We start from the raw sequence: 23,209 nt of genomic DNA, 5'->3' as shown, positions 1-23,209 counted from the left end.
GAAAATGCGTAGAATGGGGATTTTGTCAGATGATCTGCGGGGCATCATGCACATGCGCGTATTGGGTATCGAGACGTCCTGCGACGAAACCGGCGTCGCCCTCTATGACACGGAGACCGGCCTGCTGGCCGACGCCCTCTACAGCCAGATCGCCATGCATGCCGAATACGGCGGCGTCGTACCGGAACTGGCCTCCCGCGACCACACTCGCAAGCTGCTGCCGCTGATCCAGGAGGTGCTGACCAGCGCCGGGCTCACTCGCCACGACCTCGACGGTATCGCCTACACCGCCGGTCCCGGTCTGGTCGGCGCCTTGATGGTCGGGGCCGCCACCGCCCATGGCATGGCCCGCGCGCTGAACGTCCCGGTGCTCGGCATACACCATATGGAAGGCCACTTGCTGGCGCCAATGCTCGAGGACGCTCCCCCCCGGTTCCCCTTCGTCGCGCTGCTGGTCTCCGGCGGCCATACCCAGTTGGTGGAAGTCGAGGGCTTGGGGCAGTACCGCCTGCTCGGCGAGTCGGTGGACGATGCCGCCGGCGAGGCCTTCGACAAGACCGCCAAGATGCTGGATCTCGACTATCCGGGAGGCCCCGCCGTGGCGCGCCTGGCCGAACGCGGCGACCCCGGGCGCTTTCGTTTTCCGCGACCGATGACCGACCGGCCGGGCCTGGATTTCAGCTTCTCGGGACTCAAGACGCACACCCTGATCACCGCCAGGGCCTTGCGTGAAGCCGGCGAGCTCGACGACCAGGGACGCGCCGATATCGCCCGCGCCTTCGAGGACGCCGTGGTCGACACCCTGGTGATCAAGTGCCGCCGCGCACTCGACCAGACCGGGCTCAAGCGCCTGGTGGTGGCCGGTGGCGTCAGTGCCAATGCCAGGCTACGGGAACGCCTGGCCGAAGCCATCGCCAAGCGCGGCGCCACGGCCTTCTACCCGCGTGGGCGCTTCTGCACCGACAACGGGGCGATGATCGCTTATGTGGGAGCCCAGCGCCTGCTGGCCGGCGAGCGCGATGGCAGTGCCATGCAGGCCGTGCCGCGCTGGCCACTGGCCGAGCTGGAGCCGCCCGCCAGTACTCAATGCACCCCGACGGGGCGATGATCGCGCTCTTTACGGTCACAGAGCCCAGCGCCTGCTGGCCGGCGAGCGCGATGGCAGTGCCATGCAGGCCGTACCGCGCTGGCCACTGGCTGAGCTGGAGCCGCCCGCCAGTCCTCAATGCACCCCGACGGGGCGATGATCGCGCTCTTTACGGTCACGGCGGCCCGGGCCTAATCCCCCCTCTCATCGCGTCGCGCAGTCGCGCCTTCGTCCAGTCGGGGTTCACGACCGCGGCCCAGGCGACGGATATTCCATACATGACGCGCCAGCACCAGCAGCGCAAAGACCAGTATCACCAGCACGTAGTCGGGCGCCATCCACAAGCTGAGCAAAGGAGCCAGAGTGGCGCTGGCCAAGGAAGCGATGGCGGCGGTTCGCACCCGCCAGGCCAGCAGCGCCCAACAAACGGCACAGCTCAGCGCTACCGCGGGCGTCAGCACCAGCAGCACGCCGAAGGCACTGGCCACCCCCTTGCCACCGCGAAAGTGATGCCATAGCGGATAGCTATGCCCCAGCAACACGCCCAGCCCAACCAATCCCTGCGCCCAAGGCGGCAACCCCTGCCCCTTGGCCAGCCACAGCACCGGCATCCCCTTCGCCGCATCCAGCACCAGCGTCGCCAACGCCAGACGCTTGCCGTGCAGTCGCAGCACGTTGGAGAAACCGGGATTGCATGAGCCGGCAAAGCGAGGATCACGCACTCTCGCCAGGCGGCATACGGTCAGCGCCCCCAGCCAGGAGCCGCTCAAATAGCCCGCCATCAGCAGGATGAGGGTCGTGGACAACAAGGGGAAGGATGGCATGGCAGCGTTCTCGGGGCTCCGGCAAGACGTCTTGATTCTGCCAGGCGAGGCGCGCATGCGATAGCCAGCGCTTCCTACCGTGCGGGCGCCGGGTGCCGTACAATCGGGTAATTACCTTCCGGGGCACAATGAAAGGGGACAGAATCCGATATGGATCGCGTGCTGATCGAGTCACTGGCCGTGGACACCGTCATCGGGGTCTATGACTGGGAACGCAGCATCCAGCAGCGTCTGGTGCTGGACCTGGAGCTGGCTACCGACATCCGCCCCGCCGCGCGGGATGACGACCTGGCGTTGACACTGAACTACGCTGCCATTAGTGAGCGTATTGGCACCTTCGCCGACGAACACGCCTTCGGCCTGGTGGAAACCTTCGCCGAACGCCTGGCGGCGGTGCTGCGCGAGGAGTTCGCCATCTCCTGGTTGCGTCTGACGGTACGCAAGCCCGGCGCCATACCCACCGCCTCCGCGGTGGGCGTCTGCATCGAACGAGGGGAGTGCTGATGTCCCGGGTGGTAGTCAGCATCGGCAGCAATATCGACCGCGAGCACCATGTCCGCGTATGCCTCGACGCGCTGCAGGCACACTTCGGCGACCTCTGGGTATCGCGGGTCTTCGAGAGCGAGCCGGTAGGATTCGAGGACGGTCGCAATTTCTACAATCTGGTGGCGGTGTTCGACAGCCGACTCTCCGTAGGCAAACTGCAGGCGTGGTGCAAACGGTTGGAATATGCCAACGGACGACGCCCCGACAGTCCCAAGTTCAGTCCCCGCACGCTGGATATCGACCTGCTGACGGTGGGCGAACTGACCGGCGAGGTCGATGGCGTTCAGCTGCCGAGAGACGAAATCGGTCGCCATGCCTTCGTGCTGCGGCCCTTGGCGGAACTGCTTCCCGAGACCCCTCACCCGATCAGCGGTATTCCCTATGCCGAGCTGTGGGACACCTTCCGCTGCGACGATCAGGCGTTGTGGCCGGTGGATTTCATCTGGCAAGGACGCGTCATCTCGCGGGCGGCGTGACGCCGCTCACCGGGCGTCGCTATCGTTCAGCGCCGCGTCGATCGCCTCGCGGCGGCGACGGCTCAACTCTGCCCCCAGCGCCTTGCCCTTGAAGCCCTCCCCGAGCAGCGTCCGGGGCATGACCTGGGCGGCCAGGCGCCAGGCCAGCGCCAGGTCGGTAGCCAGGGATGGGGCCTCAAGGCTGACCAGCGAGATCAGTGGCGTCACCCGTTCGCTTCGCCGCCAGGCATCAATGCCATCCAACCAGGCCTGCACCCGAGCGCCATCCAGTTCGCCAGCGCGAGCCGACAACCATAGCCGCCGTGTCAGCGCGGTCTGATGCGCCAGCTCGGCATAGGCCCGCGGCAGACGCAAGCGTTCGCCCAACCGTAGGCGCTCGTCATCGCCGAGGTGCTCACACAACCTCGCCCATCGCCAGCGCACCCACGGCCCGTCCTCCTCCGGCAAGCGGTGCAGGCGAGCCAACGCCGCTTCGAGCCGCCCACCGTTGCATGCCAGTTCCGGCATCAGTATTGCCAGCGCACCGCAGTCGCTCAATGCCCGGAAATAGGCTTCGGGATGAGGTTCACCCAGGGCTTTCTCGGTCTCGGCCCAGACCCGCTCGGCGACCAGATGCGTGAGCTCACCGCCCTCGGCGAGCTGACACATCAAGGCGCGGGTTTCCTCGGCAATGGCGAACCCCAGGCTCTGATAGCGGGCCAGGAAGCGTGCCGTGCGCAGCACGCGCAGGGGATCCTCGACGAAGGCCGGCGACACATGGCGCAGAAGGCGGGACTCCAGGTCATGCGCCCCGCCATAGGGGTCGACGAGGTGGCCGGCCCGGTCTTCGGCCATGGCGTTGATGGTCAGATCGCGCCGTGCCAGGTCTTCCTCCAGGGTTACCTGGGGGTTGGCATACACCGCGAAGCCGGTATAACCGTGCCCCTGCTTGCGCTCGGTGCGTGCCAGGGCATATTCCTCATGGGTCTCGGGGTGCAGGAATACCGGAAAGTCACGCCCGACCGGCTTGAATCCCCGCGCCCGCATGTCCGCGGGAGTCGCGCCGACGACGACCCAGTCGTTGTCATAGACCGGCCACCCCAGGCGTGAATCACGTACCGCACCGCCCACCCGGTAGACCTCCAGGCCAACGAGGCGCGGGTCGCCCTGGGTCATGGTCATCTACCCCGCAACATGGGCCGGGTGACGCACCGCCCAATCGGTGAAGCCCCCATCCAGGCTGTAGACCTGGACATAGCCTTGCCCAGCCAGCCACGCCGCCGCCTGTTGGCTGGAGTGGCCGTGGTAACAGACCACGACCACGGGGCGCTCGCGGGGCGTCTCGTCGAGTAACGCGGCGATGCTGGTATTGTCCAGATGGCGACTACCGGGAATATGCCCCTGAACGAAGCTCATGGGATCGCGGATGTCCACCAGGGTCAGGGGTTCCCCGGCATCCAGCCACTGGGCCAGGGTGGCAGGATCGAGATGGTCGAAGGCAGTCTGGCTCATGGGGTACTCTCCTGCGGCATTCGCCGGACAAGCATAGCGGATGATGAATCATGATTGACGAGGATGGCGAGGCTCCGTGACGCGCTCACCGGTGGCCAGGTTCAGGGCCGACAGGGAACCGCCCCAGACGCATCCGGTGTCGAGCGCCTCGGCACGCACCCGGCTCGCCGGCGTGCGACCGCCCAAGGCGGCCCAATGACCGAACAGGATTCTTGGATCGTCACAGCGCGGATAGGTGAACCAGGGCGCGAAGCCGGGCGGTGCCGACTCCAGTCCCTCTTTAGCGGAGAAATCCAGGCGGCCCCGGGCATCGATGAAACGCATGCGCGTGAAGGCGTTGACGATGAACCGCAGCCGTGCGATGCCATCGAGATCATCGCGCCAGCACGCAGGCTCATTGCCATACATCTGCTCGAAAAAGGCACCGCTGGACTCACCTGCCAGCCGCTGTCCCACCTCCTTGGCCAATGCGACGGCCTGCGGCAGCGACCACTGCGGCAGCAACCCGGCATGCGTCATCACCCAGTCGTCTTCCGTCACCAGCAGCGGCCGGGACTGCAGCCAATCGAGCAACGCCTCGCGATCCGGCGCCTCGAGGATCGCCGTCAGGGTATCCTTGCGCTTGAGTTCGGCACCACCGCGAGCCACGGCCAACAGGTGAAGATCGTGATTGCCCAGCACCACCTGCGCCACGTCGCCGAGAGCCATGACCTGGCGCAGGCAGGCCAGCGAATCGGGGCCCCGATTGACCAGGTCTCCGACCAGCCACAGCCGGTCCCGCGCGGGGTCGAACGCCAGTCTGTCGAGCAGCACCAGGAACTCGGTGTGACACCCCTGCAGGTCACCGATCACGTATGTGGTCATGATGTTCCTTTCTCATGGCATGAATCCATCGCTTGAACTCAAGCGTTGCAGGGCGAGGAGACACCGTCAATGCACCTGGTTGGGGCCTGCTAGGCGAAACGGCGGGATCCTGACCTCGAAGGCCTGCTGTGACCGGGTGTCGACGCAGGTATAGGCCCCCTCCATCACCCCCACCGGACATTCGAGCACCGCACGGCTGGTATAGCGAAAGGTCTGTCCAGGACCGATCAGTGGCTGCTTGCCGACCACCCCCTTGCCGCGCACCTCCTGTACCTTGCCGCTGCCCTGGGTGATCTTCCAGTAGCGGGCTAGCAGCTGCACGTTATGCGCCGAATGGTTGTGCACGGTAATGGTGTAGCTGAACACGAAACGCTGCTCGGACGACGAGGACTCTTCCTCGCGATATTCGGGCACCACGTGCACCCGGATGGCCGCCGACAGCTCATCGACAGGTTCATTCATCACACGGCTCCTGCCAAATGATTGGCGATACGCACGAATTCTTCCACCGACAGCGTCTGCGGCCGGCGCCCGGGATCGATCTCCAGCACCTCCAAGGCACTGGCTTCGATGCGCCCCTTGAGGTTGTTGCGTAACGTCTTGCGGCGCTGGGAGAACGCTTGGCGCACCAGTTCAAACAACAGGGTTTCGTCATCGGCCGGGCACGGCCGCTCGGCGTGCGGTGTCAGCCGCACGATAGCCGACTCGACCTTGGGCCGAGGCACGAAGGCCTCGGGCGGCACCACGAACAGCGATTCGACGCGGCAGTGGTACTGGGCCATCACCGACAGCCGTCCCCAGTCGGCACCACCGGGGCTGGCCGCGAGCCGCTCGACGACTTCCTTCTGCAACATGAAATGCATGTCCTGGACCGCTCCCCGCGCCTGCAACAGATGCACGATCAGCGGTGTGGAGATGTTGTAGGGTAGATTGCCGACCACCCGCAGCGGAACGCCATCACCTTGCAGGGCCCGGAAGTCGAACTTCAAGGCATCGCCCTCGTGGATCACGAACCCGGGGTAATTGAAGAACTGCACACGCAACCCCGGAATCAGGTCGCGGTCGAGTTCGATGACCTCCAGATGGCCCGCGGCATCGAGCAATGGCTCGGTCAAGGCCCCCTGGCCAGGGCCAATTTCCACCAGACGCTCGCCGGGGCGCGGGGCGATGGCGCGCACGATCCGCGAGATGATGCCGGGATCGCGCAGAAAATTCTGGCCGAAGCGTTTTCGAGCCCGGTGCACCGGGGGACGAGATGACATGCGGTAAGGTGTCCTTTCTAGCTGACGGCTGCAATGGCAAGACAATCAACATGGCGAAACGGTGGGTCGATGCCGACACTCAGCCTTTCCGAGACGCCATCTCGGCGGCGAGTGTCACGGCGATCTGCAGGCTGCCCGGGTCGGCGATGCCCTGCCCGGCCAAGTCCAGCGCCGTGCCATGGTCCACCGAAGTGCGAACGATCGGCAGGCCAAGGGTGATATTGGCACCGCGACCGAAACCGGCGTACTTCAATACCGGCAATCCTTGGTCATGATACATCGCCAGCACGGCATCGGCGCCCTCGAGATGGCGCGGAGTGAACAGGGTATCCGCCGGCAGCGGGCCGGCGAGGTCGAGCCCTTGCCTGCGAAGCCGCACCAGAGTCGGCGCGATGACATCGAGTTCTTCACGCCCCAGATGGCCATCCTCGCCGGCATGCGGATTCAACCCACAGACGACGATGCGTGGCGCAGCGATACCGAAGTGACGCCGCAAGTCGCCATCGAGAATCCGCAGTACGCGCTCGAGACGCTCGGCGGTGATGGCATCGGCGACCTCGCGCAGCGGCAGGTGTGTGGTGGCCAGCGCCACACGCAGCGGGCACCGGGGCCCGCCAGCCGCGATGCCATGCAGCGCCGCATCGGTGGCCAGCATCATCACTACCTCTTCGACGCCGCAGGCATCGCGCAGGTACTCGGTATGCCCGGTGAAGCCGGGGCGGCCACCGTCGATGATCGCTCCCTTGTGCAAGGGGGCCGTGACCATGGCGCCGGCCCGGCCGTCACGGCAGGCGGCGATCGCCACATCGAGGGTTTCCAACACGTACTCGCCATTGGCCGGCTCGAGCACCCCAGCGCGCGCCGGTACGCGCAGCGGTACCGGCCACACCGGCAACACTCCCGGGCGTGGCGCGGGAATTTCGTCCTCGGGCGCTATCACGTCGAGCTCGACGGCGAGCCCCAGCGCCAACGCTCGCTCGGCCAGCATAGCGGGGTCGCCGACCGCGACCAGCGTCGCCGGCAGTGCCTCACCGGAGGCCGCCAGCATCAGCGCCAGCTCCGGACCGATGCCGGCCGGTTCACCGGTGGTCAGCACCACCAGCGGCCGGGAGCGAGAGGAAACAGACATCAAGGCCACCTAGAGACGCTTGTCGATGAAGGCACCGGCGCGGATTTCCTGCATCCAGGCTTCCAGTTCGTCGTTCACCTTGCGCTGGAACAGGGTATCGCGTACCTGACGGCGTTGCGCCTCGCGGGTCACATCCTGCTGGCGACGCTCATCGACGACGACGATGTGGTAGCCGAAGCGCGAGCGCACCGGCTGCGAGATCTCCCCCACCTCGAGTGTCTTCATGGCCTCCTCGAAGGCCGGCACCGTCTGCCCCGGGCGCACCCAGCCCAGTTCGCCGCCGCTCAGTGCACTGCCGCGATCGTCACTGAACTCCTGGGCCAGGGCGGCGAAGCTCTCGCCGGCGGCCAGACGCTGGCGAATCTGGTTGGCCAGCGCCTCGGCGCGCTGCTCATCGCGATTGGGATTGGTCTCGATCAGGATATGCCGGGCGCGGTATTCCTGGACTACCGACTGCTGGGTCCCCCCTTTCCGGTCGACGACCTTGACCAGGTGGAAGCCACTGGGGCTGCGCAGCGGCTCGCTGACCTCGCCGACATCGAGCTGCGGCACGACCTCGGCGAAGATGCTGGGAACCTCGCCACCGCTGCGCCAGCCCAGATCCCCGCCTTGCAGCGCTTGACCGCCATCGGACTCGGCGGCGGCCAGCTCGGCGAAGTCGGCGCCGGTCTCGAGCTCGCGGGCGAGCCGCTGGATCTTGGCCTGGGCCTCGCTGACCTGTTCATCGCTCGGCGACTGGGGCAAGGCTACCAGGATATGGGCCAGGCGGTAGCGAGCATCCTGGGTGGCGCCGTGCTGCTCCAGGTAACGATCGACCTCACGATCGGTGACGTTGACACGGCTGGCCACGCGACGCTGTTGCAGTTCGCGCATGAGCAACTCGCGCCGCACTTTCTCACGCACCCCGGCCAAGGTCAGGCCGTCGGCTTCCAGGGCATCGGCAAATGCTTCCAGGCTCATACCATTGCTCTCGGCAATGCCGCGCACGGTCCGGTTGAGCTCGGTGTCATCGACACTCAAGTTGGCCTCTCTGGCCATCTGCAGTTGGATCTCCTCGAGGATCATGCGATCCAGCACTTGGCTGCGTAGGGCCTGTTCCGAGGGAGAACCGATGCCACGATCGGCGAGCTGACTGCGCGCCTGCTCGACACGCTCCTCCAACTCGCTGGCCATGATGGCCCCTTGATTGACCACCGCCACGATACGGTCCAGCGGCTGGATGGTCTGCGCCAGCGATGCCAGCGGCATCACTGCCAGGGCTAGCGCCAGGCCCAGCGGGGCGATTAGTCGACTGCGCATAGATTCCTCGTTCACGTTCATATCGGTTGTTCATCGATACCCCGCTATCCGCGGGGTGTATCAGAAGAGCGTGGCACGATAGCCGGGAATGGCCTCTTCGAAATAGGTGTCGGCTTCCTGACCCACACCACCGAGCCCCTTGAAGACGAAGCGCAGGAAGATACCCCGATCGGTGAAATCATCTTCGATGGTATTGGCAGTATCGTTGTCTTCGATCCATTCTCGCCATACGAGCTGCACACCATAACAACAGTCATTCCATTGCACACCCGCGAGCTGTTCCAGGGCGCGGCCGTTGGTGTTGTCGTAGAGGAAGCGACCGATCATGTCCACACGCGGATCGAGTCGGTAGGCGAAGGAAACGTCGTAGTCCTCGCGGTCGTAGCCCAACCGGTCCTCCGCATCACCGGACGGATCGAACCCTTGGAGTTGCCAGCGATAGCCAAGGTTCAACACATGACCGCGGGGATCACGATATCCCAACCCCACGGAGGTCCGCTCGGTGCGGCCGAGGTTCTCGTCATACAGCCATTCGTAGCGGGTACTCCAACGCTCGCTGACCTGCCAGTCGAGACGCGTCACCACCGGCGAGCGAGGGCGAGTGGCGTTGTAGAACCGAAAGAAGCGCTCGGGAGTGCTGTCGTCCTCGGCGGGCAGCGTATCGGGATCCCCCGCCATATCGATATGACGATCATCGAAATACACCGCCTGTCCCACCCCCAGCGAAACGCGCTGACGGCCGCTGTCGTCCTCGAGAAAGCGGGTGCTGACGCCATAGGAGAGCCGATTGAGGTCGCCGATCCGATCCGAGCCCGAGAAGCGATAGGGCGACCACAGCCGGTTCCAGGAAAACGCCAGTTCGTCGCTGTCGAAATCGGGGAACTCGCTCTGGTCGCGAGCCGGCACATAGGCGTAGTTGAGCCTGGGCTCCAGGGTCTGCCGATACCCCTCGCCTCCGATATCGAGCTCGCGCTCGAAGACCAGGCCGCCATCGATGGATGACACCGGCACCGTGCGCGTAAGGCTCGTGGCACGATCGGTCTGGCGTTGGCCGTAGTCGAGCGAGTAGGCGGTGTGCAGCATTTCGACGCGCGGCTCGAGGAATCCCCAGCTCGGCTCGGTGCGCCAGCCTACCGCCGGCGACAGGTGAAGACGGGTGCCGACGGGGGCTTCGCGCAGCGGGACACGGGTTTCGTTGACATCACGCCAGAAGTAGGTGGCATTGGAGCCCCACTGCTGGTAGAAACCGCTGTCCTGACGCCAGGTGGCGGCGGCAGTCAGGCTTGGCAGCCGGTAGAACGGCTTCTTACGGTCAAGCAGGGGATCTTCCAGCTTCTGATAGCCCTGCGCGCGACCCTCGAGCCGCCACAGGCTGCCGCGATAGTCGAGCCGTGCCAGGCGCGCCAGGCTGTTGGTCTCGGTTTCACTGAAGCTGCGTCCGAAGTCGTCGAAGTAGCTCCCGTCGCTGGCCCCGCCATAACGCAGGTCATAGCGCAGTCGCGGTGAGAAGCGACCGTTGTGGCGATAATCGATGTACCAGCGATCCTCGCCCTCATGACGCCGCGCAGACGCATTGGGGTCACTGTCGCTGCCGCCACCGTCACTGGACAGGAAGGCGCCCTCGAGCTGGCCGGCATCGCTGGGGAACAGGTAGCGAAATTCCCCACCCAACAGCAGGCCATGGTCGCTCAGCCAGCGCGGAGTGATGGTGGCATCGTAGTTGGGCGCCAGGTTGAGGTAGTATGGCTGGGCATAGTCGAAGGAGCCGCTGGAAAAGCCAAGCGTCGGCCACAGGAAACCGGTCTGGCGCCGGTCGTCGATGGGAAAGCGCACCCACGGCCAGTAGAAGACCGGCACCTTGCCGGCCTCCAGGCGGGCGTGGCGCGCGGTGCCGAAACCACTCTCGCGATCGAGAACGATGTCGTTGCTCACCAGCCGCCACAGGTCACTACCCGGTTCGCAGGTGGTGAAGCTGGCCTCGGTCAACCGGTAACGACCGTCTTCCAGGCGTTGCAAGCGCTGGGCATCGCCGCGCAGGCGTTGCTCATGGGCCACATAGTGGGCGATATCGATCTCCGCGGCATCGCTGTCCAGCGCCATCTCGGCGGCATCGCCGCGTACCAGCAGCCCGCGATCGCGCAGCGCGAGCGGGCCAGAAGCGAAGGCGCGGTCACGTTCGGCGTTGACTCTGACCCGAGGCGCCTCGAGCTGACTTTCGCCACGGCGCAGGATGACCTCTCCTCCGAGAATCGTCTCGCCATTTGCGCCATAGTAGGCGGTATCGGAGGCCGACCGCACCTGAGAGGGGGTATCGCCGGGCGCCAGCCGATAGTCGGGAGCCACGTAACGACCGCGACACACGGCATCGGGTGGGGCCTCCTCGCCCCAAGCCTGCCAGTCCAGTCGCTCGGCGGGCAACGACGGCGGAGGGGCGGCCTGTACAGGGCTGATCAATAGGCCAGCACCGCTTACCATGACGCTGGCCAAAGCAGTCCAGTAGAGTCGCTTGCCCATCTTCCTCGGTGTCCTTGACGAGTGGAATCGGTATTATACAGACCGCGCGTCGCACGTCTTCCCTGGCATGCTCCGCTCAGGGCGTGGCAAACGGGGGTTCAGCATGCGGCGCCATCGTGAGTCCGTCAACCAAGCCCATCACCAAGGAACGAGGATGTCACAGGCTGCCCCTACCGAGCGACTCGACCGGTTGCGCCACTGGATCGCCCATCGTCATGCCCTGGCGCCGGCCGAGGTGTCGTTATGCTTGGCCGCCGGTGATGCCAGCTTTCGTCGCTACTTCCGCCTGGCCTTGCCCGATGGCGATACGCGCATGGTGATGGATGCCCCTCCCGCCCAGGAGAGTGACAACAGTCACCGCTTCGTGGCCATTGCCAGAGACTGGCACCAGGCCGGATTGCCGGTGCCGCGCCTGTACGAAGCCGACCAGGAGGCCGGCTTTCTCGAGCTCGAGGACCTCGGCGACAGCGCATTGCAACAGCATTTCGCCGGCGTCGACGCTCCTCCGACCCTGGCATGGCACGAGCGCGCCATCGAGCTGCTCGAACGACTCCAGAATCGGGCACCGGCCACGGCGCTTCCGGCCTACGACGAGGCGTTACTGGATCGGGAACTGAGCCTGTTCCCCGAGTGGTGTCTGGAGCGCCTGTTGGGGATCGCGCCACCCCCCGAGTGGCCGGCGCTGCGGCGTCGGCTGATCGATGACGCCCTGAACCAACCGCGTGTGGTCGTACACCGCGATTTCGACGCCATGAATCTGATGGTGCACGACGACGGCCTGTACCTGATCGATTTTCAGGATGCCGTGGCCGGCCCCCTGACCTACGATCTCATCTCGCTGCTGCGTGGCCGCTACTGCCGCTTCGACGAACCTCGCTTCGCGGCCTGGGTCGAGACCTTTCGTCAGCACGCCATCCGTGACGGCCGCCTGCCCGCCGAAATCGATGCCCGGATCTTCCGCCGCCAGGCCGACGCCATGGCCGCTCAGCGCACCCTCAAGGTGCTGGGTATCTTCTGCCGCCTGACGCTTCGCGATCACAAGATCGGCTACCTGTCCCGCTTGCCGCATTTCCTCGCTCACCTGCAGGACAGCCTGGCACCGTGGCCGGCCTTCGCCGACTTCCGCGTCTGGCTCGATACGACTTTCGCGCCGGCACTGCGTGGCGAGCTACAATGCCGCGGCATCAGCGACGGAGGGACGCCATGAAGGCCATGATTCTGGCCGCCGGCCTCGGCACGCGCATGCGCCCCCTCACCGATCACTGCCCCAAGCCGTTGCTGCCGGTGGCCGACAAGCCCTTGATCGTTCACCACCTGGAGCGATTGGCAGCGGCCGGCATCCGAGAGGTGGTGATCAATGTCAGTTACCGTGGCGAGCAGGTTGTCGAGGCGCTCGGCGACGGCTCCGACTACGGCGTCCGCATAGACTGGAGCCGTGAGGACATGCCACTGGAAACCGCCGGCGGCATCCGTCATGCATTGCCCTTGCTGGGGATGGCCCCCTTCCTGCTGGTCAACGGCGATATCTGGACGGATCTTGCCTTCGACCGGCTGAGCCTGACACCCGGCGATCTCGCCACCCTGGTCATGGTCGAGACGACATCCTTCCATCCTCGCGGCGACTTCCACCTCGATGCCACCGGCCGTCTGCATGCCGAAGGCGAACCGCGCCTCATCTATGCCGGCGTGGGCCTGATCGATCCTCTCCTCGTCGCGGAACTGGAAGACGGGGTACCCGCCAAACTGGCACCGCTATTGGGCCAGGCCATGGCCGCCGGACGCGTCGGCGGCCACCACCACCGCGGTCATTGGGTCGATGTGGGAACGCCCCAGCGCCTGCAGACACTGGACCGCTGGCTGCGTGCCCAACGTCAGGGCTGAGCCATCCCCCACGAGGTGCTATGCTGCGCCTCTATCTTCTCCCTTTAGTCCTCGAGGAACCCCTGCCCATGAAAGCCAGCATCAAGTGGACCGATGGCCGCCAGTTCGTTGCCGAATCGGGGAGTGGCCACAGCGTGGTCATCGACGGGCCGCCCGACCATGGTGGCCGCAATACCGGGCCTCGCCCCATGGAGATGTTGTTGATGGGCATGGGCGCCTGCACTGCCTTCGACGTCATGCAGATCCTGGAAAAGTCCCGTGCCCCGGTCAGCGACTGCGTGGCGACCCTGGAGGCCGAACGTGCCGACGAGACGCCCAGCGTTTTCACCCGGATCCACGTGCATTTCACGATCAGCGGCCGCAGCCTCAAGGAAGCCCAGGTCAAGCGTGCCGTGGAGCTGTCCGCGGAGAAATATTGCAGCGCCTCGATCATGCTCGCCCGAGGTGGTGTCGAGGTGTCACATTCCTACACTATCGTTGAAGACTGAGCAGCGCTCGGCACATACTCATCAAGGCGAGCGTGGCAGCAAAAAAATCGCCCTTGGCGGATGCGCCACCCGCCTCGGATGTGCATAATACGCGCCTTTCTTGCATTGAACGCCCAAGCAGGTTCCGGCGCTGGTTCGTCGGGTAGCACTCATCTACCACACTGGGAGGCTCGGACGTGACCGATAATCTCCGACTCCACGGGTTCAACAACCTGACCAGCTCGCTGAGCTTCAACATCTACGATATCTGCTATGCCAAGACCGAAGAGCAGCGCAAGGCTTATATCGACTATATCGATGAGCTCTACAATGCCGAACGCTTGACGCAGATCCTGAAGGATGTCACCAACATCATCGGCGCCCATGTGCTCAATATCGCCCGCCAGGACTACGAGCCCCATGGCGCCAGCGTGACCATCCTGATCGCCGAACACGAACTCGACGAAACCAATCCGGAGCAGGTCGAGCCGGGGCCCGGCCCGCTGCCGCAGACCGTGGTCGGGCATCTCGACAAGAGCCATGTGACGGTGCACAGCTATCCCGAGTCTCACCCGGACAACGGCATCAGCACCTTCCGTCTCGACATCGATGTCTCGACCTGCGGCATGATCAGCCCGTTGAAGGCGTTGAACTACCTGATCCACAGCTTCGATTCCGACATCGTCACCATGGACTATCGGGTGCGCGGTTTCACCCGCGACGTCGACGGCAAGAAGCTGTTCATCGACCACGAGATCACCTCGATCCAGGACTACCTGGCCGAGGACACCAAGAATGCCTATCAGATGGTCGACGTCAACGTCTACCAGGAAAACATGTTCCACACCAAGATGCTGCTCAAGGACTTCGAGCTGAACAACTACCTATTCGGCACCTCGAGCCGCGACTTGACCTTCGAGGAAGCCCGCGATATCGAGAGCCGCCTGCGCAAGGAAATGCTCGAGATCTTCTATTCGCGCAACCTCGACTGACAGCAGCAGTTCTGATAAGCAAAGGCCCGCGACCGATGTCGCGGGCCTTGTGCGTTTAGGCATGCCGCATCGGCGTCTCAAACCGGCGGTGCATCCACATGACGCCACATATAGAGTGCCAGACGGGAACGATACGGGGCAAAGCGCTCGGCGGTACGCACGGTCTTGCGTCGCGGGCTGGTGAGCCGCTCCAGCGTCTTGCGCGCAGCGATATCGCCATCGGGCCAGACGTCCTCCTCCCCGAAATAGAAGATCGAGATCATGTCTGCGGTCCACTGGCCTACCCCCCACAAAGCGGTAAGGTGGCGGGAGCGTGTCGCGTGATCGAGGGCGCGCAATGCATCAGCCTCGAGCCCGCCCTCCCGCGCCTCTTGCGCGATAGCACACATGGCGTGTGTCTTGGCCGAAGACAGACCACAGGCTCGTATCGCCTCAGCGTTCGTCTCGATGAAGAATTCCGTCAACGGCACATCGCCCGCCGTGTCGAGCACGCGGCTCCAGATCGAGCGGGCGGCCTTCACCGAGAGTTGCTGCCCCGCCACCGACCGACACAGCCGTTCAGCCAAGGGTTGGGCATCGTCGGCATGAAGCGCCACCGGCCCGCCCCGCGCGATGGCATCGGCCAGTAGCGGACTCAAGTCTTCAGCGATTGCGATGAAGCGCTGGTGAACATCCTCGGACATGGGCGAGAGGCTCAGAACCGGTAGACGCTGTTGGTCATCACCTTGGAGACCAGGCGCATGCCCAATTTCACCGGCGTGGGAAAGCGAGTTCCTCCTGCCTCGAGTGCCCAACGCTCATGGTGGGCCTCGTCCTCGCGCATTTTCTCCAGCACCGCTCGGGAACGGCGGTCCGCGACGGGTAGCTCGCGCAGGTGCGCATCCAGGTGCCGGCCGACCTGCTCCTCGGTGGCCGCGACGAACCCCAGGCTGACCCGGTCGCCCACCGCACCGGCCACCGCGCCCAGACCGAACGAGGCCGCATAGAACATGGGGTTGAGTACGCTGGTATGGCCATGCAGTTCCTGCAGGCGCGCATCGCACCAGGCCAGGTGATCGATCTCCTCCTGGGCAGCCTGTTCCATTTGTTCGCGGGTATCCGGCAGCTTGGCGGTCAGCCCCTGGCCCTGATAAAGCGCCTGGGCACATACCTCGCCGGTATGGTTGATGCGCATCAAACCCTCGGCATGCTCGCGCTCGGCTTCCGTCATCGGCTCGTCGGCGATGCTGCCCGCTGGCGAGGGTCTTTCCGGCTGCGCGGCATGAGGCACCAAGGTACGCAGCACGGTATCGAATTGATGGATCAGGCGGTCGGCACGTGATAGCTGGCGCGTCATGGTGGGAATCCTGAGCAAATTTCCGTGGCTTAGATTCTGTCGAAAACTGTCTGCGCCCGTCGACTTTTCGGACGGAACCTAGTGTAGCGAAGGCCGCCGCTGTTCGTAAGCAGCGCCGTGGCGACGGCCGCCATAAGCGAAGCCCCCGAGGATCGGGGGCTTCGCAGCGAAATCAAGATGCACCGATGCGTCATACGCTTGGTTCGGCGCGCGACTCACTCAAGCGACAGACCCGGTGACCATGTGTTGCTACACAGTGCCGAGGTCATGCCCGAGAGCGATGGCTGTCGCATAGCGCCGGCTACCCAGCCGGCCAAGTGAAGCGTCGACCGCCCATCAGGTGCATATGTACATGATAGACCGACTGGCCGCCTTTTTCATTGCAGTTCATCACCACCCGGTAGCCGTCTTCGGCGAAGCCGTAGTCCTTGGCCATCCTGGCGGCGGCGAACGACAGTTGGCCTACCAACCCCAGATCGTCCTGCTCGAGGTCGTTCAGGGTGGCGATGTGGCGCTTGGGAACGATCAACACATGGGTCGGGGCCTGGGGGTTGATATCGTTGAAAGCCAGCACCTGGTCGTCTTCGTAGACGATGTCGGCAGGAATCTCGCGGTTGACGATCTTGCAGAACAGGCAGTCCATGACGCACTCCGATCAGAATAGGCTGAATGATGTCGTCAGGGCATGAGGTTACTCCTGCTCGGCACGGTTGTCAGTCCATACAACCACCAGCGGGGCCCGATCAAGCCTCTCCTTCCCCACTAGACATTGGTCTAAACACCATTGATTTAGCTTTGAAGGGTGCCTAATCTTTGCAAATGTTGACGTTAACATTTTATCGACGTCAGCAACGTCTCACTTCACACACGCCTCGAGCACATGCTTCAGGCCGAAGTGATCACCACCGAATCGGTGGATAGCGAAGGTACCTCTCACTTAGGGGTACTTGGCGATATAAGGAGAGAACTAGATGGCGAATGAATTGACTGGCAAGGTGGCAGCCGTTACCGGAGCGGCGTCGGGCATCGGGCTGGCCAGCGTCAAGGCGATGATCGCGTCGGGCGCCCGTGTGGTACTGATCGACCGCGATGAAACCGCTCTGATGGCGATCTGCGAGGAGCTCGGCGATGCCGCGACTCCCCTGGTCATCGATCTGCTCGACCCGAAGGACTGTGCGACGCTGCTGTCCCGGGTCCTGGAGAAGGCAGGTCAACTCGATATCTTCCACGCCAATGCCGGTAGCTATATCGGTGGCGACCTGCTCGATGCCGACCCGGACGCCATCGATCGGATGGTGAGCCTGAACGTCAGTGTGGTAATGAAGAACGTCCATAATGTCCTGCCACACATGATCGAGCGTGGCACGGGGGACATCATGGTGACGAGTTCGGTGGCCGGGCATTTTCCCGTCCCCTGGGAGCCGGTTTACGCCTCCTCCAAGTGGGCCATGACCAGTTTCGTGCAGACCGTGCGCCGTCAGGTCCTGAAACACGGCATCCGAGTCGCCTCGGTCTCCCCCGGCCCGGTCAACAGTGCCTTGCTCGCCGACTGGCCGGAGGAGAACCTGCGCAAGGCCAAGGAATCCGGCAGCATTATCGAACCGACCGAGGTGGCCGATGCCATCATGTACATGCTGACCCGCCCCCGCAATGTGACCATTCGCGACATGGTGGTCCTGCCCAGCAATTTCGATATGTAAGAAGGACATCCGATACCGTAACGGCAAGAATGACTCTTTCGATTCGGCGATCATCCGGAACTATAAGTTTCCGTAGATTCTGAACTTACAGATCCGGTGGATCCGCCAGCCGTCGACTGACAAGGAATACTGAAGGAGCTAGACATTGGTCGAAGGCCCGTTGACCCGTCAGACAGAGCCTTCTAGCCTTCGAAATGTTGACGTTAACATAAAATCAGTGTCAGCCCCCCTTTCACCTTACAACGTGACAAGAACAAGCCTGGAGCCAACCATGAAAATCAGCGAGATCACAGCACACGTCCGCAAGACCGCTCTCGTCACCGCCTGCGGGACCGCCCTGGCCACGGGCACCGCAGTGGCAGATGACCACACCCTGACTATCGGCATGTCCTTCCAGGAGCTCAACAACGAGTACTTCGTGACCATGCAGGAGGCGCTCGAGAGCGCCGCCGACAGCCTGGGGGCCGAGGTGATCATCACCGATGCCCGCCACGACGTCGCCAAGCAGGTCAGCGATGTCGAGGACATGATCCAGCGGGGCATCGACATCCTGCTGCTCAACCCCGCCGACTCAGTAGGTGTCGAGACGGCGGTGCTGGCCGCCAAGGAAGCCGGCGTCACCACGGTCGCGATCGATGCCCAGGCCAACGGCCCGGTGGACGGCTTCGTGGGCTCCAAGAACTACGACGCCGGCTACCTGGCCTGCGACTACCTGGCCCAGCAGCTCGACGGCGAGGGACAGGTGGCCTTGCTGGACGGCATTCCGGTCGTGCCGATCCTGCAGCGCATCGATGGCTGCACCGCCGCCCTCGACGAGTACGACAGCATCGAAATCGTTACCAAGCAGAACGGCCGCCAGGAGCGGACCCATGCCATGACGGTGACCGAGAACATTATCCAGGCCCACCCGGATCTCGACGGCCTGTTCAGCGTCAACGACATCGGCTCCTTGGGCGCCCTGATCGCCATCGAGGCCAGTGGCCAGGACATCAAGCTGGTCAGCGTCGACGGTCATCCCGAAGCCATCGAGGCCATCCAGCGCCCGGACTCGGCCTTCATCGCCACCTCGGCCCAGTATCCCCGCGACATGGTGCGCGTGGGGCTCGGCCTGGGCCTGGCCAAGCACTGGGGCGCCAGCACCGCTCCCGCGGAAATCCCCATCGACGTGGAGCTGATCGACCGCGACAAGGCCGCCGACTTCAGCTGGTAACCCCTAGACGCTGACAACGTGTGCCGCCCAAGGCGGCACACGAGGATATCCCCATGACTCCATTACTTTCCCTGAGGCACATCTCAAAGTCGTTTCCCGGGGTGAAGGCCCTGCAGGATGTGTCGCTCGATGTCCACGCCGGCGAGGTGCATGCCCTGCTCGGCGAGAACGGGGCCGGCAAGTCGACGCTGATGAAGATCCTCTGCGGCATCTACCGCCAGGACGAGGGGGACATCGTCATCGATGGCAAGGCGTGCGACTTCCACGGTTATCAGGACGCCCTCGACGCCGGGGTCGGCATCATCTTCCAGGAATTCAGCCTGATTCCGGACCTGGATGCCGTGGATAACATCTTCCTGGGCCGCGAACGGCGTAACCGGCTCGGGCTGCGAGACCGACCCGCCATGATCCGCGAGGCACAACGCCTGTTCGACCGCCTCAAGGTCTCGATTCCCCTGGACTGTCCCATCGCCGAACTGAGCGTCGCCGACCAGCAGTTCATCGAGATCGCCAAGGCACTGTCGCTGGATGCCCGCATCCTGGTCCTCGACGAGCCGACCGCGACCCTGACGCCCAACGAAGCCGACCACCTGTTCACCATCATGCGCGAACTGCGCGAGCAACAGGTCGGCATGGTGTTCATCTCGCACCACATGGAGGAGATCTTCACCATCTGCGATCGCGTCACCGTGATGCGCGATGGCGAGAAGGTCGACGACTGCGACATCACCTCGACCACCCCCGACGACCTGATCGAGAAGATGGTCGGCCGACGCGTCGAGAATATCTTCCCCGAACAGCGTTGCGATGCCGACTACCACGATGTGGTGCTGGACATCGAGGCCCTGCGCCTCGACACCGATGGCCCCGAGCACTCGCTGAAGCTCCACCGTGGCGAGATCCTCGGCTTCGCCGGTCTGGTGGGGTCCGGTCGCACGGAACTGGCCATGGGGCTGATCGGCGCGACGCGCCCCGTTCATGCCAAGGTCAGCATGGAGGGGAAGCCGGTCAAGCTTCGGCACCCCGCCACCGCCCTGAAGCAGGGGATAGGCCTGCTGCCGGAAAGCCGCAAGACCCAGGGGCTGATCCTGCCGTTCTCGTGTCGCGACAACATCTCCTTGAACAACCTGACACAATTCCAGGGAGCGCTGCCGCTGATCCGGCGCGGCCAGGAGTCCCGCACCGCCGCCGAGCTGATGGCGTCGGTACGCGTCAAGGCCCCCAGCCCCGAGACCCCGGTCGGTGACCTCAGCGGCGGCAACCAGCAGAAGGTGGTCATCGCCCGTTGGCTGGGCCACCAGTGCAAGGTACTGATCTTCGATGAGCCCACCCGCGGCATCGACGTCGGCGCCAAGTCGGAGATCTACGCCCTGATGAAGGAGCTCACCGCCCAGGGGGTGTCGATCATCATGATCTCCTCGGAACTGCCCGAAGTGCTCGGCCTGTGCGACCGCGCCGCGGTCTTCTACCACGGCCGGATCGCCGCCGAACTCCAGGGCGAAGACCTCAACTCACAATCCATCATGCATCATGCCACGGGGGGACTCAGCTCATGAGCCAGCTCGCCTCTACTCCCGGTACCGCCCGTCAGTCGTTCAAAACGCGACTGGCCAGCTGGCGCCGCACCCCGGTCTTCTACCCGCTGATCGGTTTCATCGTCGTCTTCATCGCCATGGCGTTGATCAATGACAACTTCCTGACCGCGAGCAACATGGTCAACCTGGCTCGCCAGGCGTCGATCATCGCGATCATCGCCGCGGGGATGAGCCTGGCCATCCTCACCGGCGGTATCGATCTCTCGGTCGGCCCGGTGATGGCCCTGTCGGGGACGGTCATGGCCGGCCTGATGGTCGCCGGCGTCCCGCCGGCGCTGGCCATCGTGCTCGGGCTGCTGGTGGGGGCCGCCTTCGGCGCCTTCAATGGCGTCTTCGTGGCCTTCGCCGGCATGCCACCGATCATCGTGACCCTGGCGACCATGGGCATCGCCCGCGGGCTCGGCCTGATCTACACCGGTGGCTACCCCATTTCCGGCCTGCCTCAGGAGTTCGCCTTCTTCGGGCGCGGCAGCCTGGCCGGCATCGAGATGCCCATCCTGATCATGATCGGCGTCTATGCCATCGGCTATGTGCTGCTCAGCCACACCGCCACCGGTCGCTACCTGTATGCCATCGGCGGCAACGAGGAGGCCACCCGACTGTCCGGCATTCGCGTCTCGCGCTACAAGCTACTCGTCTACACCCTGAGCGGCACCGCCGCGGCCATCGCCGGACTGATCCTGACCTCGCGCCTGATGAGCGGCCAGCCCAACGCCGGGGTCGGCTTCGAGCTCGACGCCATCGCCGCCGTAGTCCTGGGGGGCGCCGCCATCACCGGCGGCCGCGGCATGATCCTCGGCACCCTGGTCGGCGCCCTGTTGCTCGGCGTCCTCAACAACGGCCTCAACCTGATGGGCGTGTCGCCCTACCTCCAGAACGTCATCAAGGGTCTCATCATCCTGCTGGCGATCTACATCAGCCGCAAGCGCACGCCCTGATCACCGACTCGATCAAGGTCATCTTCAAGCCGTAAGGGGGAACCATCATGGACACCGTCATCGGTATCGATATCGGGACCCAGAGCACCAAGGCCCTGGTGATCGATCACCAGGGCCGGATCCTGGCCGAGCATAGCCATGGCTACCGCGTCGACACCCCTCGCCCACTCTGGGCCGAGCAGTGGCCGGACGTATGGTGGGAAGCCGTGCTCACCTGCCTCCGCGCCTGCCTGTCAGCCCCCGGGGTCGACCCCCGGGGCGTCAAGGGGCTGTGTGTCAGCAGTCTCTACGGCGGCTCGGGCATCCCGGTCGACGCCGAGATGCGGCCTCTGCATCCCTGCCTGATCTGGATGGATCGCCGGGCCGACGCGCAGGTCCAGTGGGTGAAGGAGCATATCGATCTGGTCCGACTGGGAGACATCACCGGCAACGGGGTGGACAGCTACTACGGCTTCACCAAGATGATGTGGCTCAAGGCCGAGCGCCCGGAAGTCTGGGAGCGGACCCGCTACCTGCTGCCGCCCAACAGCTACATCAACTATCGCCTGAGTGGCGAGATCGCCATCGACCACAGTTCGGCCGGCAATATCGGTGGCATCTACGACCTGGAGGAACGCGACTGGTCGACGGAAATGCTCGACGCCCTGGGACTCGATGGAGACAAGCTGCCGACCCGAGTGGTGGACTCGGGCACCCCGGTCGGCGGCCTGCTGCCGTCGCTGGCCGAGTCGCTGGGCCTGTGCGCCGATATCCCCGTGGTCGCCGGTGGCGTCGATGCCGCGATGGCCACGCTGGCGGCGGGGGCGACGCGACCCGGCAATCACGTCGCCATGATAGGCACCAGCATGTGCTGGGGGGTGATCAACCAGCGCGTCGATGCCAGCCAGGGGCTGATCAGCATGCCGCATGTGCTGAACAGCGATCGGGACCTCTATACCTTCGGCGGCGCCCTGACCGCCGGGGCCTCGGTCAGCTGGTTCGTCGACACCTTCTGCGGCGAGGACCGGGTCGCCGCCGGGGAGCATGACAGCGCCTATGATCAGCTCGAGCCGCCCGCCCGTGAGCTTTCCCCAGGCGCCGATGGCCTGCTCTTCCTGCCCTACCTGATGGGAGAGCGCAGCCCGGTATGGGACGCCCAGGCCAGCGCCGGCTTCATCGGCTTGAGTCTCTATCATCGCCGCCACCACCTGTATCGCGCCGTACTGGAAGGCGTGACCTTCGCCCTGCGGCACAACATGGAGGCAGGCAGCCGACAGGGGGTGACCCTCGACTCCCGCCTGATCGTGGTCGGCGGCGCCACCCGGTCGAATCTGTGGATGCAGATCATCGCCGACGTGACCCGCATGCCGGTCTATACCTTCCGCGAGAACGTGGAGGCGGCCCTGGGATCCGCCCTGCTGGCCGGGCAGGCCACCGGCCTGCTCGACCTCGACCAGCCCCTGCGGCACGGCACCCTGAGCGAGCGCGCCGAGCCATCCGAGGCGGCAGCGCGTCGCTACGACGACCTCTTCGACCTGTATTGCCGGCTCTATCCGACGCTCAAGCCGATCATGCATCGGCTCAATGCCAACGACACACTGTGCGAGTGACATCACACC

The 23,209-nt window shown here is 64.6% G+C and carries 24 protein-coding genes; 12 read left to right on the top strand and 12 right to left on the bottom strand.

Annotation, left to right across the window (positions count from 1 at the left end; genetic code table 11):
• Positions 1 to 52: 52 nt before the first annotated feature.
• Positions 53 to 1,108 (top strand): tRNA (adenosine(37)-N6)-threonylcarbamoyltransferase complex transferase subunit TsaD, encoded by a 1,056-nt coding sequence (gene tsaD / locus ACFOEV_RS13995; RefSeq protein ID WP_386775139.1) that lies wholly within the window; start codon positions 53 to 55, stop codon positions 1,106 to 1,108.
• A 170-nt stretch (positions 1,109 to 1,278) separates the two neighbouring features.
• Here the strand turns inward: tsaD and plsY are convergent, their stop codons facing one another.
• Positions 1,279 to 1,911: a glycerol-3-phosphate 1-O-acyltransferase PlsY gene (plsY, locus tag ACFOEV_RS13990; protein WP_386774943.1), complete on the bottom strand. Its 633-nt coding sequence runs from the start codon at positions 1,909 to 1,911 to the stop codon at positions 1,279 to 1,281.
• Positions 1,912 to 2,061: 150 nt separating this feature from the next.
• On the opposite strand from plsY, the gene folB reads away from it, so the two are divergent.
• Complete coding sequence (gene folB, locus ACFOEV_RS13985) at positions 2,062 to 2,415, top strand: dihydroneopterin aldolase (RefSeq protein ID WP_386774941.1); 354 nt, start codon at positions 2,062 to 2,064, stop codon at positions 2,413 to 2,415.
• Positions 2,415 to 2,933 (top strand): 2-amino-4-hydroxy-6-hydroxymethyldihydropteridine diphosphokinase, encoded by a 519-nt coding sequence (folK, locus tag ACFOEV_RS13980; RefSeq protein ID WP_386774939.1) that lies wholly within the window; start codon positions 2,415 to 2,417, stop codon positions 2,931 to 2,933. The genes folB and folK overlap by 1 nt, the downstream gene beginning before the upstream one ends.
• A gap of 6 nt (positions 2,934 to 2,939) precedes the next feature.
• On the opposite strand, the gene ACFOEV_RS13975 is transcribed toward folK, so the two are convergent.
• The 8 genes from ACFOEV_RS13975 to ACFOEV_RS13940 all read right to left on the bottom strand — a co-directional run bounded on the left by ACFOEV_RS13975 (position 2,940) and on the right by ACFOEV_RS13940 (position 11,492).
• On the bottom strand, positions 2,940 to 4,094 hold the full coding sequence (locus ACFOEV_RS13975; RefSeq protein ID WP_449280241.1) for a polynucleotide adenylyltransferase: 1,155 nt from the start codon (positions 4,092 to 4,094) through the stop codon (positions 2,940 to 2,942).
• Positions 4,095 to 4,424 (bottom strand): thiosulfate sulfurtransferase GlpE, encoded by a 330-nt coding sequence (gene glpE / locus ACFOEV_RS13970; protein ID WP_386774937.1) that lies wholly within the window; start codon positions 4,422 to 4,424, stop codon positions 4,095 to 4,097.
• A 48-nt stretch (positions 4,425 to 4,472) separates the two neighbouring features.
• Positions 4,473 to 5,288, bottom strand: coding sequence for a symmetrical bis(5'-nucleosyl)-tetraphosphatase (locus ACFOEV_RS13965; RefSeq protein WP_386774935.1), 816 nt, complete (start codon positions 5,286 to 5,288; stop codon positions 4,473 to 4,475).
• A 66-nt stretch (positions 5,289 to 5,354) separates the two neighbouring features.
• Positions 5,355 to 5,750, bottom strand: coding sequence for a Co2+/Mg2+ efflux protein ApaG (apaG, locus tag ACFOEV_RS13960; RefSeq protein ID WP_386774933.1), 396 nt, complete (start codon positions 5,748 to 5,750; stop codon positions 5,355 to 5,357).
• Positions 5,750 to 6,550 (bottom strand): 16S rRNA (adenine(1518)-N(6)/adenine(1519)-N(6))-dimethyltransferase RsmA, encoded by an 801-nt coding sequence (rsmA, locus tag ACFOEV_RS13955; protein WP_386774931.1) that lies wholly within the window; start codon positions 6,548 to 6,550, stop codon positions 5,750 to 5,752. The genes apaG and rsmA overlap by 1 nt, the downstream gene beginning before the upstream one ends.
• Before the next feature lie 79 nt (positions 6,551 to 6,629).
• Positions 6,630 to 7,679, bottom strand: a complete 1,050-nt coding sequence (pdxA, locus tag ACFOEV_RS13950; RefSeq protein ID WP_386774929.1) for a 4-hydroxythreonine-4-phosphate dehydrogenase PdxA — start codon at positions 7,677 to 7,679, stop codon at positions 6,630 to 6,632.
• A gap of 9 nt (positions 7,680 to 7,688) precedes the next feature.
• Positions 7,689 to 8,978: a peptidylprolyl isomerase gene (locus tag ACFOEV_RS13945; RefSeq protein WP_386774927.1), complete on the bottom strand. Its 1,290-nt coding sequence runs from the start codon at positions 8,976 to 8,978 to the stop codon at positions 7,689 to 7,691.
• 60 nt (positions 8,979 to 9,038) lie between these two features.
• The gene (locus ACFOEV_RS13940) at positions 9,039 to 11,492 is read right to left on the bottom strand and encodes an LPS-assembly protein LptD (RefSeq protein WP_386774925.1); all 2,454 of its coding nucleotides are present in this window, start codon (positions 11,490 to 11,492) and stop codon (positions 9,039 to 9,041) included.
• A gap of 154 nt (positions 11,493 to 11,646) precedes the next feature.
• On the opposite strand from ACFOEV_RS13940, the gene ACFOEV_RS13935 reads away from it, so the two are divergent.
• The 4 genes from ACFOEV_RS13935 to speD all read left to right on the top strand — a co-directional run bounded on the left by ACFOEV_RS13935 (position 11,647) and on the right by speD (position 14,832).
• On the top strand, positions 11,647 to 12,699 hold the full coding sequence (locus ACFOEV_RS13935; protein ID WP_386774923.1) for an aminoglycoside phosphotransferase family protein: 1,053 nt from the start codon (positions 11,647 to 11,649) through the stop codon (positions 12,697 to 12,699).
• Positions 12,696 to 13,373 (top strand): N-acetylmuramate alpha-1-phosphate uridylyltransferase MurU, encoded by a 678-nt coding sequence (gene murU / locus ACFOEV_RS13930; RefSeq protein WP_386774921.1) that lies wholly within the window; start codon positions 12,696 to 12,698, stop codon positions 13,371 to 13,373. Before ACFOEV_RS13935 ends, murU begins: the two co-directional genes overlap by 4 nt.
• 68 nt (positions 13,374 to 13,441) lie before the next feature.
• Complete coding sequence (locus tag ACFOEV_RS13925) at positions 13,442 to 13,861, top strand: OsmC family protein (RefSeq protein ID WP_386774919.1); 420 nt, start codon at positions 13,442 to 13,444, stop codon at positions 13,859 to 13,861.
• Between the two features lie 176 nt (positions 13,862 to 14,037).
• Complete coding sequence (speD, locus tag ACFOEV_RS13920; protein ID WP_386774917.1) at positions 14,038 to 14,832, top strand: adenosylmethionine decarboxylase; 795 nt, start codon at positions 14,038 to 14,040, stop codon at positions 14,830 to 14,832.
• Between the two features lie 77 nt (positions 14,833 to 14,909).
• Here the strand turns inward: speD and ACFOEV_RS13915 are convergent, their stop codons facing one another.
• From ACFOEV_RS13915 to ACFOEV_RS13905, 3 genes are all read right to left on the bottom strand, one after another.
• The gene (locus ACFOEV_RS13915; protein ID WP_386774915.1) at positions 14,910 to 15,515 is read right to left on the bottom strand and encodes a DNA-3-methyladenine glycosylase family protein; all 606 of its coding nucleotides are present in this window, start codon (positions 15,513 to 15,515) and stop codon (positions 14,910 to 14,912) included.
• An 11-nt stretch (positions 15,516 to 15,526) separates the two neighbouring features.
• Complete coding sequence (coq7, locus tag ACFOEV_RS13910; RefSeq protein WP_386774913.1) at positions 15,527 to 16,168, bottom strand: 2-polyprenyl-3-methyl-6-methoxy-1,4-benzoquinone monooxygenase; 642 nt, start codon at positions 16,166 to 16,168, stop codon at positions 15,527 to 15,529.
• 301 nt (positions 16,169 to 16,469) lie between these two features.
• Positions 16,470 to 16,811, bottom strand: a complete 342-nt coding sequence (locus tag ACFOEV_RS13905) for a histidine triad nucleotide-binding protein (protein ID WP_386774911.1) — start codon at positions 16,809 to 16,811, stop codon at positions 16,470 to 16,472.
• A 328-nt stretch (positions 16,812 to 17,139) separates the two neighbouring features.
• Between ACFOEV_RS13905 and ACFOEV_RS13900 the strand changes: the two genes are divergently transcribed.
• From ACFOEV_RS13900 to ACFOEV_RS13880, 5 genes are all read left to right on the top strand, one after another.
• Complete coding sequence (locus tag ACFOEV_RS13900) at positions 17,140 to 17,868, top strand: SDR family oxidoreductase (protein ID WP_386774909.1); 729 nt, start codon at positions 17,140 to 17,142, stop codon at positions 17,866 to 17,868.
• A 271-nt stretch (positions 17,869 to 18,139) separates the two neighbouring features.
• Complete coding sequence (locus tag ACFOEV_RS13895) at positions 18,140 to 19,078, top strand: ABC transporter substrate-binding protein (protein ID WP_386774907.1); 939 nt, start codon at positions 18,140 to 18,142, stop codon at positions 19,076 to 19,078.
• A 53-nt stretch (positions 19,079 to 19,131) separates the two neighbouring features.
• Positions 19,132 to 20,634 (top strand): sugar ABC transporter ATP-binding protein, encoded by a 1,503-nt coding sequence (locus ACFOEV_RS13890; protein ID WP_386774905.1) that lies wholly within the window; start codon positions 19,132 to 19,134, stop codon positions 20,632 to 20,634.
• Positions 20,631 to 21,611, top strand: coding sequence for an ABC transporter permease (locus ACFOEV_RS13885; protein WP_386774903.1), 981 nt, complete (start codon positions 20,631 to 20,633; stop codon positions 21,609 to 21,611). Before ACFOEV_RS13890 ends, ACFOEV_RS13885 begins: the two co-directional genes overlap by 4 nt.
• 47 nt (positions 21,612 to 21,658) lie before the next feature.
• On the top strand, positions 21,659 to 23,200 hold the full coding sequence (locus ACFOEV_RS13880; RefSeq protein ID WP_386774901.1) for an FGGY-family carbohydrate kinase: 1,542 nt from the start codon (positions 21,659 to 21,661) through the stop codon (positions 23,198 to 23,200).
• The last annotated feature ends 9 nt before the right edge of the window (positions 23,201 to 23,209 follow it).

Source organism: Litchfieldella rifensis, assembly GCF_042646605.1.
In the GTDB taxonomy this organism is placed as follows: domain Bacteria; phylum Pseudomonadota; class Gammaproteobacteria; order Pseudomonadales; family Halomonadaceae; genus Litchfieldella; species Litchfieldella rifensis.
Note: the sequence above shows the minus strand (reverse complement) of the source record. Positions and strands in the feature narration are given on the sequence as shown.